We start from the raw sequence: 14409 nt of genomic DNA, 5'->3' as shown, positions 1-14409 counted from the left end.
GGGAGGGCCTACCTGTGACCATCGACGTCAAGACCAAGGACTCCCCCGGCTGGTATCTCAAGCGCCTGTCGGACAAGTTGCATGAGCGTCAGCCGTTGCTCACTGATCTGTTCGACAGGTATGAGGGCAACGCACCGGTCCCGTCGTCGCTGAATAGTGCCCCGGAGTCTGCTCGTGCTTTCTTCAAGGCGAGCCGTACTGCGTTCGCGGAGATGGTCGTTAAGGCGGTCAAGTACCCGTTGAAGCTGCAGGCCGTGACGACCGCCGCCGATGACAACGAGACTGGCGATACAGCTGCGTGGCGGATGCTGGTGCGCTCTGGCATGTTGTCTGAGGCCGACGACGTGGTGCGCACGATGCTTGTCGCGGGCGATGGGTATGCCTTCACTTCGATGCATGAGGGTCAGCCGACGTATACGGCTGAGGATCCGCGTCAGGTCGTGACGATCCACGACCCGGTGGTGCAGGCGAAGATCATCGCGGCGGGCAAGTTCTTCTACCACCCTGAGGATGAGGCGTCTTACGCGTACCTGTACCGCAAGGGCCGGGTGTGGCGTGCTGTTTACCCGGGGCGTCGTACGACTGGCGCGATCCGGTTCGGGCCGTCTTGGTCGTGGGATGAGACCTACGGCGGCGTGGAGGGCACGGCGCTTCCTGACGCGGAACTGATGCCTGTTTTCCGGTACCGCAACGAGGAGGGCGTGGGCGAGTTCAAGCGTCACCGTGACCTGCTCGACCGGATGGACCACATGGTGCTGCAGGGCATGTCGATCGCGACTTACCAGGCGTTCAAGCAGCGTGCGATCAAGATCGACGACGAGGACCTGGAGGACGAGGACGGCGACGAGGTCGACCTGAACGATGTCCTGTCGGCGGATCCTGGCGCAGTGTGGAAGCTTCCTTCGACTGCTGAGCTGTGGGAGTCGGGGAACGTCGATCTGACCCCGGTGTGGACGGGCATGGAGAAGTTCATCCAGCAGCTGTCCGCGGTGACGTTCACTCCTCTGGCGATGTTCTCCCCTGATGGGCAGAATCAGTCCGCTGCGGGTGCTGCATTCGCTCGTGAAGGGCGCACTTTCAAGATTGAGGACAGGCAAGCACGGGTTGGTTTCGTCCACGCCCTCGCCTTGTCTGCGCTGTTCCGCTTGGGTAACGACGCCGATCGCACCCCGGTCGAGGACATTGAGATCGTGTGGCGGCCGGCGGAGCGTTACGGGCTGTCGGAGAAGGCGGACGCGGCGACGAAGTACAAGGCTGCGGGCACGCCGTGGCGGACGATCATGGGCGAGGTGCTGCAGTTCACTCCGCGTCAGATTGTGCGGATGGAGTCGGAGCGGTTGGACGACGAGATGTTGGTGGCGTCGTTGGCGATGTCGGGGGCTGAGCAGGCTGCTGACGATCAGGTGTCCGCTGAGGATGTCGCCGCGATCAAGGCTCGCGCTGACGCACTGGGCACGTTGATTCGTGCCGGAGTGGATCCGGTGCAGGCTGCCCAGCAGGCTGGTTACTCGACTGGGTTGCGCTTCACTGGTCGCCCGGTTGCGCTGCAGAAGACTGACGCGGAGTCCTGATGGATGCCCGGGTTGTTTCCCGGCTGCTCGACGCGCAGGCGACCGCTCAGGCCAGGATCGAGGACCAGGCCGCGCGGGTTGTCCGTGCGGAGTTGCAGCGGTTCACGGGTTGGTACGACGAGGCCGCGGTGACTGCGATCGCCGTCCGTATCGGGCAGCGCGTGATGGCTGCGCAGCGGTCGTCTGCTGCGCTCACTGACGCTTACTTGTCGCGGGTGCTGTCGGAGATGCTGGGTGGCCCCGTGAAGCCTGCTGGGGTGCTCAGGATCACCGGTCCACTTCGCCGGGGTGTCACTGATCACGCGCAGGTGTATTCGCGCCTTGGTGAGACGTACCGGTACTGGCGTTCGGTCGGTTACCCCGACGACGCGGCCTTGTCGCAGGCCATTGACCGGCTTGACGCGATGGCTCGCATGGACGTGGAGCTGGCGCGGCGTGAGCAGACTCACGAGACGTTGGTGTTGCGCGGCGAGGTGACGGGGTATCGGCGGATGATTCGCCCTTACCTGTCGAAGGGTGGTACGTGCGGTCTTTGTGTGGCTGCGTCGAATCGGGTCTATTCGACTGACGAGCTGATGCCGATCCACGACCGGTGCAAGTGCATTGCGCTTCCGGTGACTCGACTGCACGACCCGGGTGTCACGATCAACGACGCTGACCTTGGTGAGTTGTACGAGGCTGCCGGGTCCACTGAGGCTGCACGGTTGAAGGAAGTCCGGGTCCGCGTCGAGGACCACGGGGAGCTTGGCCCTCGCTTGGTGGATGTTCGTCACCGCTCGAAGACGCCTGGCTTGATCCGTGAAGCCCGGGATGCTGCGGGGCTGGACCCGCGACGCCGTCCTGACACTGCCGAGCGTGAGCGCGCCTACCGCGACCTGGCGCGACGCGCCCGCGACAACGCCCTCTGATCCCACCGTCCCGACACGGGCCGGCTTTGTAGACCCCACCACACCCGACACGGGAGACAAGATGAACCGCACCACCCTGCCGACGTCCAGCCCGATCCTGACCGCGATGCACCCCGGCAACCCCCACGGTCTCCGCTACGCAGAGGGCGATGCAGGGGAGGCCGGTGGAGAAGGCGGCAGCCCGACCGGCGAGGCGCCCAAGGCGCCCGCTCTCAACGAGCACGGCTACCCCGACGCCACGCCCGTCAAGGACATGTCCGTCGACCAGCAGCTCGCGTACCACCAGCACCACTCCCGCAAGTGGGAGCAGCGTGCCAAGTCTCGTGAGGACTACGACGACATCAAGGCTGAGCGTGACCGGCTGAAGCAGGCCGGTATGTCCCCGGACGAGAAGGCTCTCGAGGACGCCAAGCGCGCCGCCGCCAATGCCGCCCGGGCTGAGGTCACTGGCACCTACGCCTCCCGGCTTGTCGCCGCCGAGCTGCGCGCCGCACTGGCCGGGAAGGTGCCCGCTGACAAGGTCGCGGGCCAGGTCCAGTTCCTGGACCACAACAAGTTTCTCACCGAGTCCGGTGAGGTGGACGCCGACAAGGTGTCTGCGTACGCCGCTGGGATCACCCCGAGCAGCGAGCAGTGGCCCGACATGGGCCAGGGCAACCGCGGAAGCCACGCCGCAGAGAAGGGCGTGGGTGCAGGTCGAGACCTGTTCCGCGATCGCAACAAGAAGTAACCCCCACCACCAACCCCTTTAGGAGGGATCATGCCGCGTCTCACTACTGAGACCTACGGCGGCGGTGACCAGTCCTGGCTCGGGTCCGCGCATGGTATCGGCAACTGCCGCACCGGCACGCTCGACGTCTCGACTTTCACCGCTGGCACGCACTACCCGGATGGTTACATTCCGTCCGGCACCCCCGTTGACTGCACTGATGAGGGCGCTGTCGCTCCCTGGGCCGGTACCGGCCAGCTCGGGTTCGTCTTCACTGACCAGCGGGTCTCCGGGCCTGCCGACCTGCCTGCGCCGATCTTCCGGCACGGGATCGTCAAGGCCGATCGCATCCCGGGCGACTTCGAGTACCCCGCGACCGGCCACAACTTCACGTTCGTCGGTGGCACTGCCGCCGTTGAGGGAGGCGGTGTCTGATGGCTCTTTGGACTGACGTCATCGACCCGGCCAGCCTGACTGGCTACGCCCGGGAGTCCCTGTCCGACCAGGAGGCCCGTCGCGGCACCCTGGCTCAGTTCCTGCCGAACCGTGAGGTCGCTGACGTGGCCGTGCGGTTCGTTCAGGGCGCGTTTGGCCTGGTGGAGGAGGCGCAGTTCCGCGCTTACGACGCCGAGCCTGAGATCGGTCGTCCCCAGCACGGCAAGCGCGTCATGCTGGAGCTTCCCGCGATCGGGCAGAACATCCCGGTCAGCGAGTACCAGCAGCTCCGCACCCGCGGTGCCGACGACGAGGCTGTGCGGAACGCGATCCTGCGTACCACCGATCAGGTTGTTCGTGCGGTCGCCGACCGTGTCGAGCGTCTGCGCGGCACCGTCCTCGCCACTGGCCGCGCCACCATCGACCAGGACAACTTCAAGACCGACGACGACTTCGGTCGTTCTGCAGGTCACGACGTAACTGCTGCTGACCTGTGGTCCGCTTCCGACGTCGACCGGATGGCGTACCTGGAGACGCTGATGGACACCTACCGTGAGACCAACGGTGAGGACCCGGGTTCCCTGCTGATGAGCACTCGGGTCTTCCGTGCGCTCGCCAGCGGAGACCAGCTGCGCGTTCAGCTCGTCAACGGTGCGTCGCGTCCCGCGACTGCCGCTGATGTGCGGGCGATCGTGACGGGTGCCGGCCTGCCGGACATCACCCTGTACGACCGTCGCACCTCTGGTGGCCGCGTGCTGCCTGATGACACGCTGCTGCTGCTGCCGGCCCCGGTTGGCACTGACGACTGGGCTGGGTCGCAGCTCGGTGCGACGTTCTGGGGTCAGACCCTGACGTCGACCGATGCGCGGTACGGCATCGAGGCGTCGGAGCAGCCGGGAATCGTTGCGGGTGCGTACCGCAACGAGAAGCCGCCGATGATCGCTGAGGTCATCAGCGACGCGATCGCGCTTCCGGTGCTGGCGAACGCGAACCTGAGCCTCGCGGCGAAGGTTCTCTGATGGCTCGGCTCGCTGCGAACGTTGTCCTTCGTGACCCGCTTGGGTCGCCCGTGGTGCTGGTTGCTGGACAGGATCTGCCCGGTTGGGCGGACGGTCTAGTGGGAGCCCACGCGCTGAAGGATGACGTTCGCAGCGAGCCCGCCGAAGCGCAGGCCCCTGACGGTTCTTGGTCGATTGCGCGCCTGCGAGAGGTTGCCGCTGCCCGAGGGGTTGACCTGGGCAAGGCCAAGAAGAAGACCGACATCCTTACCGCGCTCGGCTAGGAGGGCACCGCCATGCAACTCCCCCTTGTCGACCCGGACGATATCCGCCTCGCTGCCTACGGCGTCAGGATTCCCGAGGGCAACGACGTCGACGACCAGCTGGCTGCCCTGATCGCGAAGGCTGGCCGGGAACTTCTCAGTAGGGTACCGAACCTCGCTGACCGGGTCGCGGCTGGCAAGGTCACCGACGAAGACATCAAGGATGTCATCGAGGCGATGGTTGTCCGGGTGATCCGCAACCCGAGCGGTTACCGGCAGGTCGGCATTGACGACTTCCAGGCCACGATCGACACGACTCTGTCTGCAGGCGGGTTGTACCTCTCGGACGACGAGAGGGAGAAGCTGGCTGGTCGACGCAAGGCGCGACGGTTCGGCACGGCTCGGCTGTCGCTCCCCCCTTGGCGGATCCCGAATGTTTGATGTGGAGGGAATCCGAGACCGCGCACGGCATGCCGCTGAGCAGCGCCTGTTGGACGTGGTTGAGGTTACCGTCGACAACCCGCACCCGGGTGAGCCGGTGCGAGACCCGGTGACCGGTGAGGTCACTTACCCGTCACCGCGAGTCATCATCTACGGCCCCACCGTTGAGCCCCACCGCGGCAAGGCGAGGGTTCGCATGGCGAACGCTTCGGCTTCTGTGATGCAAGGACCTGACGGGCAGGTCGCGCTCACCCTGTCGAGCGTTGTTGTGCCGGCCGATGTCGTCCTCAGGAAGGGCGCTGACGTGCGCGTCGTCGTCTCAGACAACCCGGCTGCGGTCGGTGTGTCTCGCACGATCCGTGCAGTGCACACCGGCTCTCAGCAGTCCACCAACCGGTACGGCTTCGAGGAGGTCAACTGATGGACAAGGTGACCTTCGACACGACTGAGCTGGACGCCTGGGCCGACCACCTTGTGAAGCACAACAGCATCGTCCGCAACGAGACCACGGCCATTCTGCGCCGTGCTGGTCGCGCGGCCGTGCGTGACTCGAAGAAGTGGGTGAACACGTCCGGGCGGTACACGAAGCACTACCGGCGTGCTATCACGATGACGGAGATGCCTGGTGGCCTCGCGGTCGAGTACGGACCGGAGATCGGCTACAAGCAGTCGTTCCTCGGCAAGATACTCGAGTTGGGGACGGTCAACAACCCGCCCCACCCGCACATGATCCCTGCTGGTGAGACTCAGGCGCCGATCATCGAGGGCGCCGTGGCGCGCGCGGTCCTGCGCGCGTTGAAGGGCTGACGTGGACGCCGCTGACCGGGTCCTGACGCTCGTGCGCGAGGCGGTCCCGACGCTGACTGTCTTCGACAGCAAGGTTCCATCGGTGGATCAGCGTCCCAGCCGTTTCGTGGTGGTCTACATTCCGCCTGGCCTGCGGGAGGCGGGCAACGTTGGTGGTGTCGCTGACCGTCGCCGTGTGACATGGCAGGTGACTTCGCTCGCGACTGGCGACGACCCGGGGAAGATCAACGACTTGGCTTGGCAGGCACGTTGGGCCGCGACCAAGATCCGTGACCATCTCGTCGCTAACAGGATCACCCCTTCCGGGTCGTTGATCGGGCACACCCTCTCAACGCGGCAGGGCGACGACGACCAGCTCGTGACGACGCAGGCCGTCGGGATGGTCGATCAGTACGAAGCCCTCGCCTGACCCACACGCCCCCGACCGGAGGAGATCCCGTCATGCCGTCTAACCCGAAGCTCGTCAAGGTCTACCGCAAGTCGACCGGGCAGAGGCTCAAGCATCCGATGAACCCCGCGGACTTGCGGTACAACCCTGACCTGGCTGTCGTCCCGTCACACCGCGACGCAGCAGCGGCCGCCGCACCCGACGACCTTGACTCGATGAAGGTCGACGCGCTCCGCAACCTCGCCGCTGAGCAGGGCGCCGACGTTCCAGCCAAGGCACGCAAGGCCGACATCATCGCGGCCATCCAAACTTCCCCCGACCTGGGGGAACAGCAGACCCAGCCCACCCATAACGACCCCACGGGGTCAGACACACGAGAAGGAGCACGCGCATGAGCGCACGCCTCGCTGACTCCGACATCACGACCCTCTGGGTTGTGCCCGGCGGAATCGCTGACATCAACGCTGGACCCACCGTGACCGAGCTGGAATCTGCCCTGAACATCACCTGCGCGGTGGTTGAGGGTTACGAGCTTGGCATGACCGCCTCCGACGCCCGCGACTCTGCCCGGTCCGTCTGTGACCAGGGCAACGTCACCGAGTTCGGTGCTGCCAACTACGCCGGCAACCTGACCTTCCTTCGGGAGGGCGACGTGGAGGCCGTGGAGAACGACTCGGCCTACCTTCGGGCTGCTGGATTCTTCGACGACCGCAACAAGCGGTTCGACCTGGTCCGGCGCGGTGCTGTCCCTGACAGCGTCGAGTCGATCAAGTCGCACGACGAGGACGCGGTTGAGGGGGACATGGTCGAGGTCTATGGCTTCGTGACCGACTACCCGCAGTACCGGTCGGGCCAGAACGCCAACTCGGACGCGACCTTCACTGTCCCGCTCGGCCAGCAGTCGCGGTTCAACACCCGCGTGGCTGTCCAGGCTGCCGGCGTCTGACCCACGATCCCCCGGTGGGGCAGGCATGGGTCTGCCCTGCCCCACCGGGTTTTACCTGCACCGCAGACCCGCGACCCAAGACCCAGGAGCAGGCCCATGAGCGACAGCATCACCATCCCCGACCCTGACGAGACCCCCACTGACCACCTCGGTGACCCCGATGACTTCGCCCTTGACGAGTGGCTAGAGGGCGCCGACCCTACGCACCGCTCAGTCGACGTTTACGCGGCGGGCCGGATGGTTGCCCAGCGTGACGACCTGGAGCGGCAGATCAAGGCTCACGAGGCGCCTGCGGTGCGTGCCCTTGGTGGCAACCCGGCGGATGACCTGCGCCGGCAGTGGCGCGAGCTGACTGACAAGATCCTTGCCTCGAAGCTGACCGTGGAGATTCGTGCCCTGTCGAAGGAACGGATTCGTGAGGTCACCGAGGAGTACCGCAAGGCCCACAAGATCAAGGACGAGTGGATGCCCGTCGGGCCGCGGGCCATGTTCGACCCCATCAAGATGAAGAAGTGGGACCACGAGGGCCAGCAGCAGGCGGCTGTCCTGGACGCGGTCGTCGCGCTTGTCACTCGTGATGGTCGCCGGATTGAGCCTGCGTTCCGTGACGCGGAGCAGGCTCAGGTGTTCATCGACAAGATCGGCCCGGCGCAGTGGTCGATGGTTGAGCAGGCGTTCGAGGATGCGGTGAGCAAGTCGCCGGTGATTGGGGTGGATTTCTCGCCCGCGTCCTCCTCGGACGACGATGGCGAGGAGTCCTAACCGACGTCAGGCTCGCTAGCTCGCTGGGTTGGACGCCGTCTGAGTTCTATGGCGGCGAGCGGGGTGCGGCGGTCACGGACCGTGACCGCATGCTCCTGCGGGCGGTCGACCTGGCGGAGCGTTCGATGCACTCGTGCGGTCACTCGTTGCTGGTCACGACCCGCATTGAGGACATGGGTCACTTCAAGGTGGAGACGGAGTATTGCGAGGCGTGCAAGAAGCGCGGCTTGTTTGACGCGACGGCTGGCGAGGACAAGGTCGGTGGTCGCGTGAACTACGTGGTCGACCGGCGCGGGTCGGAAGGTTAGGCGTCGAGGCTCACGGTGACCCCCGCCTCTTGGCACGCATCCTCGAGTTGTCCCATCAGTGTGATGTAGGCGACGCCGATGTCTTGTTCGGCTTGCTGCTGGTCAAAGTCGGACATCTTGTGCAGTCGGCTGAGGGCGATCTGCAGTTCGGGTGCTTCCGCGACTGACTGCGCCTCGGTGATCCTGTCGGGCATCCCTCGCATGAGGGAGATCAGTTGCTCGCGGTCGCGGTTATCGTCGTCCACCATCCGCGCCACGGCGTTGTCTGCGTCGATGACCGTCTCGCACGCGACGCGGTCCCCTTCGCTGGGGCCGCCGCTGCATCCCGCCAACAGCAAGGCGGCGGTGAAGGCGATCGCGGTGTTCTTCATCTCCCCATTGTGCCCTATATCACGCCTGTAGGAGGTGCCTCGCATGGCCGATCGGTCATTCTCTGTCAGGCTTGCTGCCGAGACCGCCGCGTATGAGCAGGCTATGGGCCGTGCGGAGCAGGCTACGCGTCGCATTGGTGATGCCGGTGAGAAGTCGGGATCTCTTGTTGGGCGCGCCCTTTCTGGTGGGCTGCAGGCGGTGTCGAAGGTCACGGCCGCTGCGGCTGCCGGTGCGACGATCCTGGGTGCGGCGGTCCTGAAGACGGGTGCGTCGTACAACACCCTGGAGCAGCAGGCGCGAGCTGCGCTGACGACGATCCTCGGGTCCGAGGAAGCCGCGAACCGGATGATGGACCAGGTTGCGGAGTTCGCCAAGACGAGCCCGTTCCCGCGGCAGGCGTTCATCCAGGGCACGCAGCAGCTCTTGGCGTTCGGCATGGAGGCCGAGCGCATCATCCCGACCCTGGGTGCCGTGCAGGACGCTGTCGCCGCTGCCGGTGGTGGGGCGCAGGAGATCTCCGAGATCGTCAACGTCCTCGCCCAGGTGCAGTCGTCCGGGAAGTTCACTGCCGAGACGCTGAACCAGCTTGGTTACCGGGGTGTGGACGCGGCGAAGCTCATGGGCGATGCCTTCGGTCTGACCGCTGGCGAGATGCGCGACGCGATCTCCGAGGGGACCTACGACGCGAACACGCTGCTGACGACCCTGACCGAGCAGATGGCCGTCACCTACGGTGGCGCGGCGGAGAACGTGAAGAACACGTGGATCGGTGCGACCGACCGGATCCGCGGTGCCTTCCGTGACATCTCGTCCATCATTGTTGAGCCCTTCATCTCGAAGGGTGGTGGCGGTGTTGCGCTCGACTGGGCCAACGCCCTCGCGGACTCGATGCGTGGCATCGAGGCCCAGATCGGTCCGCTGTCTGAGGCGCTGGTCGGCCGGCTCGGGGGTTCCCTAGACTCTGTCACGAGCAAGCTCCAAGGGCTGCGGCCGGCCGTCGACGACTTCGACCTGTCCGTCATCCTGGACAACCTTGACGAACTGGTCAAGTACACGCCGCTGATTGCTGGTGTGGGCACGGCGCTCACGATCATGGGCGCGAACAGCATCCCCATCCTGTCGTCGCTTGGCCTTGCGGGGATCAACCCCGTCGTGGCTGGGCTGACGGCGCTCGTTGCGCTCCACCCAGGACTGCGCGGTCTGCTCGGTGACTTCCTGGCCGACCTGCAGCCACTGCTTCCCGCACTGCAGGACACTGCGCTCGGGTTGCTGGACGCTGGCTCCGCGATCATCGACGCGCTACTGCCGGGCATCGAGTCGATTCTGGGGGTGGCGGGACCGGCTGCGGTGGCGCTCGGTACGACCCTTGGTGGGTCTGCCGTGGTGCTGGCTCAGGCGTTGGTGCCGGTCGCGGATGCCGTGTCTGCTGTCTTGGGGGTGCTGGATTACGTTCCCGGGTCGGTGACGACTGCGGTCTTGGCGTTCGCTGCTTTCCGTGGCGTGAACATGGCTGGGATGTTGACGCCGCTGCGTGGCGTGACTGAGCAGATCGCTCTGCAGCAGACTCTCGCGCGTAACGCTGGCGTGCAGGTCGGCTTCATGGGTGGCGCGATGGCTACGGCGTCGGTGTCGGCGCAGCGGCTGGGCACGTCCCTCAAGGGGATCTTCCTGTCGAACCCGATCGGGTTGGCGCTCGCGGGCATCACGACTGCGGTTGGCCTGTGGTCGAGCGCGCAGGCGAAGGCTCGCCAGGAGATTGAGGACAGTTCGTCCCGCGTGGACCAGTTGTCGGATTCACTGGACGAGAACACGGGTGCTTACACCGAGAACACCCGCGAGCTGGTCTACAACGACCTGCAGCGGCGCGGGATGATCGAGACCGCGGCCGAGCTGGGTATCTCTGCCCGGACCTTGGTCGACGCGGTGCTCGAGGAGGGCGACGCGCTGCGTGAGGTCACGACGGCCTACGACTCTGCCCGCGAGGCGCACCGCCAGGATGCGGTGGCTCGTGGTGGGGCGACTGTGGAGACGAGGGGTCAGCTGAGCGCCCTCCTCGACTTCGCTGAAGGAATGGGCATCGTCACCGAGGAGACGCGGCGCTCTGTCGACGAGATGCGCGAGAGGGAAGCGGCCGTTGCTGAGTCCACTCGCACGACTGAGCACCTTTCTGTCGAGACGCGCCGGCTCCAGGGTCAGGCGGATGCTTATGCGGCCTCTCAGGAGGCTGCGAACGCGGCGGCGGATAACTGGATTCCTCGCGCGGAGCGCATGGCCGAGGCTGGCGAGGACGCGGCGAAGGCATACGTGGACCTGATCCAGGAGACCGCGGCGGCGTCGCAGTCGTTCGTGGACTACAGCGGCGCGATGACGAACGTTCAGGACGCGACCAAGGAATGGGCCGAGAGGCAGGCGGAGGCGTTCAACGAGGCCGCTGAGGCGCACACGGAGATGGTGCGCGAGCAGGCCCAGGAGCGTGTCGACGCGGGCGAGAAGACGCAGGAGTGGGCGGATAAGCAGGTTGAGTCCACCGAGACTGCCAGCAAGTCGTGGGAAGACTACTACGACGGGCTCTCTGTCAGCGCGGACGACTGGCTGACCGAGATGGAGGAGATGCAGCAGGCCCAGTCTGACTGGGAAGTGAACATGCTCATCCTCTCCTCCCGTGCGTCTACCGGCGTGATCCAGGCGTTCGAGGACATGGGTCCGCAGGGTGCTGCCCTGCTTCAGGACTTCCTTGATGGCGGCGTTGAGACGCTGCGCCGGGGCGAGTCCGTTCTCGGCGACGAGGGCCAGCGGGGTGCTTACGCGTACGCCGAGGGGATGGCCGACAGCGACGTCCTCAGGGCTGCTGCTGCCCGTTGGGGCGACGACATCGCGGAAGGGCTCGCGGCCAAGCTGGAGGCCGGGGAAACCACGGTCGCCCAGATCGTGTCAGACTACGACCTGGCAGCGACGATCGAGCTGTTGGGTGACCCCGCCGCGTGGGACGAGACGCTGAACACGTCCCTGCGCATCGGCAACGATTCGTATGCCACGGCCGACATCCTGGGTGACTCCACCGAGTTCGGTCTCGAGCTGGGGTCGGCGCTTGGTTCCGCGGACGAGGCGGACGCTACTTCCGACATCTTCGGTGACAGCGACCCGTTCATGCTGGCCCTCGACCTGGCCCTCGCGCTGGGCGACGACGAGACGTCCACCCCGGACATCGACGGCAACCCGACCAAGTTTGAGCGGGTCCTGAACCGCTGGCTCGGCATCGCAGACGACGAGACGGGCACCCCCGATCTCGACGCCGACGACGACCCCGCCCGCGGCATCTTCCGACGCTTCCTCAACGCCGTGAACAACGCGGAACCCGTCATCGACGTGGACGCCGACACCAAGAATGCGGACTCTGCGATGCGCGGGTTCTTCACCCGGCATGACGGGAAGACCATCAAGGTCGGTATGACCTACGGGTCGGCCGATGGTGGCTACGCGGACGGTGGCATCGCTGATGGCGGCGCCCACGTTTCCCGTCAGCCGATGATGGGCGGCCCTGCGTATGGGCGCACGAACATCCGTTGGGGCGAGCCGGAAACCGGCTGGGAGGCGTACATCTCGGGCAAGCCTGGGATGCGCCGCCGCAACATCGGCGTGCTCGAGGAGGCTGCGCGGCGTCTCGGCATGACGGTCCTTGACAACTTGGGGACGCAGCAGTTCGCCAACGGCGGGTTCTCGTCGGCGATGGACCTGACCGTCGACACCCGGATGGACGACACGTCGAAGTACAGTGCGGCGCTGGCGAAGGCCGCCGAGGGCATGGGCGGTCGCGGTGGCGTCCACTACCCCGGCCCTTACGGTCAGCACCCGACGGGCATGCACTTCATGCAGATCTGGCGGATGATCAAGTCGGTCGTCCCTGAGGCGATCATGACGTCGGGGCAGCGTGGCCCGGGCAACACGGCGTCGGGGATCCCGTCGCTGCACGGCCGCGGCCGTGCCGTGGACTGGGTCATCCCTGACATGTTCAACCGGATGGGCGAGATGGTCGCCGCGTTCAACCGCGTCGGCAGCATCATGCCTTGGAGCCAGCACTTCCTGACGCAGGCTGGACCCGGATCCCAGCACGGGTTCGTGGATGCGACGATCCGCCGCACGCACCGTGACCACGCGCACACTGCACTGGAGGACGGCGGGATCATCGAGGCGCTGACCCGTGCCCCGAAGATTGCTGACACTGGCCGGCTGTCCCTGAGTCCCGGTTGGAACCCGCCCACGTACAACGGGCTGGGCCGGTACGAGCACATGGTCGACGTCGCGAAGTTCGCGCCGGCCCCGGCCCTGGCTTACGCGGGCAAGTCGCCTGACGTGTCTGGTATCACCACGCAGGTTGCCGAGCTGGCGTCTGCGGTGGCGTCGATGCCGGGCCGGATCGAGGCCGTCGTGGAGATGGATTCGCGCGTCGTTGCTCGTGGTGCGCGTTCTGGTGCTGATCGTTTGGGTGCTCGTGCTGATTGGTCGTCTGGTCCTCAACTCGGAAGGCGTTCCTGATGAGTGTGTGGGTTGGGCAGCTCGGCTCGATGGTGGAGACTCTGTGCGCTAGCGATCTGCCGACGGATACGGATAACCGGTGGTTGTGGTCGGGCGGTGAGGGGACCCTGGCGCCGGCTGAGGCGCTGATGGTGTCTTCATTCGGTGGCGGCGCCCGTGCGTGGTCGTTTTCTCGTGGCGCGCACCATGCTCACGAGGCGAACGCGCTTGTCTCTCTGGCGCGTGCTCAGCGCCGCACGGGCATGGGCCTGCGGATGGTGCCGTGCAACGGGCCGTTCATGAACATGCTGACGCCGGGTGGCTCTGAGGAGTTCGCGGGCTGGTCTGGGGTGACTCCAGGCATGGTCGCTGGTCCTGCTGTTGGTGTGGAGCCGGTGTACTCGACGCAGCGTGTGCCGGTGGCGGGCACGGTGCTCGAGCCGGGCACTGTGCTTGATGAGGACACGATCCTGACTGGCCCTGGTTGGGGCACGGCGGAGGTCTCGGCGGACGAGAGCGTGTACCCGGGCACGACGCTGCTGCTTCCTGGTGGTTCGTCGGTGACGTCTCCGGTTGTGCCGTTGCTGGGTGGGTTCACGGCGGCCCGGTTTGGTGCGTTCGTGCGCCGTACGGGTGGCCTGGGGACGTTGGGTGTGACGATGGAGGCGGTGAATGCTGCCGGTTCGGTGGTGATGTCGTCGACTGGTCCGACTGCTACTGGGACGACGTTGCGGCGGGTCGTGTGGGAGTGGGACGCGATCACGCATTCGTCGGCTGCTGGTGTCCGGTTCCGGTTCGCGCCGACCGTGTCTCACGTCATTGCGTGGCCGTCGATCACGTTGGGTGATCAGCGCCGTCGTTGGTTCCCGGGCCAGGCCGCGGAGTCCGTGGTGTTGTCGCCGCCGTCGCACTCGCCGATCCTGCTGACCCCTGAGCGGTCCCTGATAAGCACCGGGTACACGGCGCGGGAGGACGGTGTCTGATGCCTC

The 14409-nt window shown here is 66.0% G+C and carries 17 protein-coding genes; 16 read left to right on the top strand and 1 reads right to left on the bottom strand.

Annotation, left to right across the window (positions count from 1 at the left end; translation table 11 throughout):
* Positions 1-14: 14 nt before the first annotated feature.
* From ACI3EY_RS16650 to ACI3EY_RS16585, 14 genes are all read left to right on the top strand, one after another.
* Complete coding sequence (locus tag ACI3EY_RS16650; protein ID WP_405041174.1) at positions 15-1571, top strand: phage portal protein; 1557 nt, start codon at positions 15-17, stop codon at positions 1569-1571.
* Complete coding sequence (locus ACI3EY_RS16645; RefSeq protein WP_405041173.1) at positions 1571-2479, top strand: hypothetical protein; 909 nt, start codon at positions 1571-1573, stop codon at positions 2477-2479. Before ACI3EY_RS16650 ends, ACI3EY_RS16645 begins: the two co-directional genes overlap by 1 nt.
* Positions 2480-2540: 61 nt before the next feature.
* The gene (locus ACI3EY_RS16640; RefSeq protein WP_405041172.1) at positions 2541-3209 is read left to right on the top strand and encodes a hypothetical protein; all 669 of its coding nucleotides are present in this window, start codon (positions 2541-2543) and stop codon (positions 3207-3209) included.
* Between the two features lie 30 nt (positions 3210-3239).
* Positions 3240-3623, top strand: a complete 384-nt coding sequence (locus ACI3EY_RS16635; protein ID WP_405041171.1) for a hypothetical protein — start codon at positions 3240-3242, stop codon at positions 3621-3623.
* The gene (locus ACI3EY_RS16630; protein WP_405041170.1) at positions 3623-4642 is read left to right on the top strand and encodes a major capsid protein; all 1020 of its coding nucleotides are present in this window, start codon (positions 3623-3625) and stop codon (positions 4640-4642) included. Before ACI3EY_RS16635 ends, ACI3EY_RS16630 begins: the two co-directional genes overlap by 1 nt.
* Complete coding sequence (locus tag ACI3EY_RS16625) at positions 4642-4905, top strand: hypothetical protein (protein WP_405041169.1); 264 nt, start codon at positions 4642-4644, stop codon at positions 4903-4905. The genes ACI3EY_RS16630 and ACI3EY_RS16625 overlap by 1 nt, the downstream gene beginning before the upstream one ends.
* A gap of 12 nt (positions 4906-4917) precedes the next feature.
* Positions 4918-5325, top strand: coding sequence for a Gp19/Gp15/Gp42 family protein (locus ACI3EY_RS16620; RefSeq protein WP_405041168.1), 408 nt, complete (start codon positions 4918-4920; stop codon positions 5323-5325).
* A complete protein-coding gene (locus tag ACI3EY_RS16615; RefSeq protein ID WP_405041167.1) occupies positions 5318-5746 on the top strand; it encodes a DUF6093 family protein in 429 nt (142 codons plus the stop codon). The genes ACI3EY_RS16620 and ACI3EY_RS16615 overlap by 8 nt, the downstream gene beginning before the upstream one ends.
* A complete protein-coding gene (locus ACI3EY_RS16610; protein ID WP_405041166.1) occupies positions 5746-6132 on the top strand; it encodes an HK97-gp10 family putative phage morphogenesis protein in 387 nt (128 codons plus the stop codon). Before ACI3EY_RS16615 ends, ACI3EY_RS16610 begins: the two co-directional genes overlap by 1 nt.
* 1 nt (position 6133) lies before the next feature.
* Complete coding sequence (locus ACI3EY_RS16605; RefSeq protein WP_405041165.1) at positions 6134-6541, top strand: hypothetical protein; 408 nt, start codon at positions 6134-6136, stop codon at positions 6539-6541.
* A gap of 32 nt (positions 6542-6573) precedes the next feature.
* Entirely contained in the window at positions 6574-6915 is a 342-nt protein-coding gene (locus ACI3EY_RS16600; protein ID WP_405041164.1) for a Rho termination factor N-terminal domain-containing protein, read from the top strand.
* Positions 6912-7466 (top strand): phage tail tube protein, encoded by a 555-nt coding sequence (locus ACI3EY_RS16595; RefSeq protein ID WP_405041163.1) that lies wholly within the window; start codon positions 6912-6914, stop codon positions 7464-7466. The genes ACI3EY_RS16600 and ACI3EY_RS16595 overlap by 4 nt, the downstream gene beginning before the upstream one ends.
* 96 nt (positions 7467-7562) lie before the next feature.
* Positions 7563-8228, top strand: a complete 666-nt coding sequence (locus ACI3EY_RS16590; protein WP_405041162.1) for a hypothetical protein — start codon at positions 7563-7565, stop codon at positions 8226-8228.
* 89 nt (positions 8229-8317) lie between these two features.
* Entirely contained in the window at positions 8318-8536 is a 219-nt protein-coding gene (locus tag ACI3EY_RS16585; protein ID WP_405041161.1) for a hypothetical protein, read from the top strand.
* On the opposite strand, the gene ACI3EY_RS16580 is transcribed toward ACI3EY_RS16585, so the two are convergent.
* On the bottom strand, positions 8533-8907 hold the full coding sequence (locus ACI3EY_RS16580; RefSeq protein WP_405041160.1) for a putative periplasmic lipoprotein: 375 nt from the start codon (positions 8905-8907) through the stop codon (positions 8533-8535). The genes ACI3EY_RS16585 and ACI3EY_RS16580 overlap by 4 nt on opposite strands.
* A gap of 43 nt (positions 8908-8950) precedes the next feature.
* Between ACI3EY_RS16580 and ACI3EY_RS16575 the strand changes: the two genes are divergently transcribed.
* Together ACI3EY_RS16575 and ACI3EY_RS16570 are read left to right on the top strand one after the other, a co-directional pair.
* Positions 8951-13441, top strand: a complete 4491-nt coding sequence (locus ACI3EY_RS16575; RefSeq protein WP_405041159.1) for a tape measure protein — start codon at positions 8951-8953, stop codon at positions 13439-13441.
* A 29-nt stretch (positions 13442-13470) separates the two neighbouring features.
* On the top strand, positions 13471-14403 hold the full coding sequence (locus tag ACI3EY_RS16570) for a hypothetical protein (protein WP_405041158.1): 933 nt from the start codon (positions 13471-13473) through the stop codon (positions 14401-14403).
* The last annotated feature ends 6 nt before the right edge of the window (positions 14404-14409 follow it).

It is taken from the genome of Serinicoccus shuyuelongi (genome assembly GCF_045032955.1).
GTDB lineage: Bacteria > Actinomycetota > Actinomycetes > Actinomycetales > Dermatophilaceae > Ornithinicoccus.
This window is presented reverse-complemented; position numbering and strand designations above follow the sequence as displayed.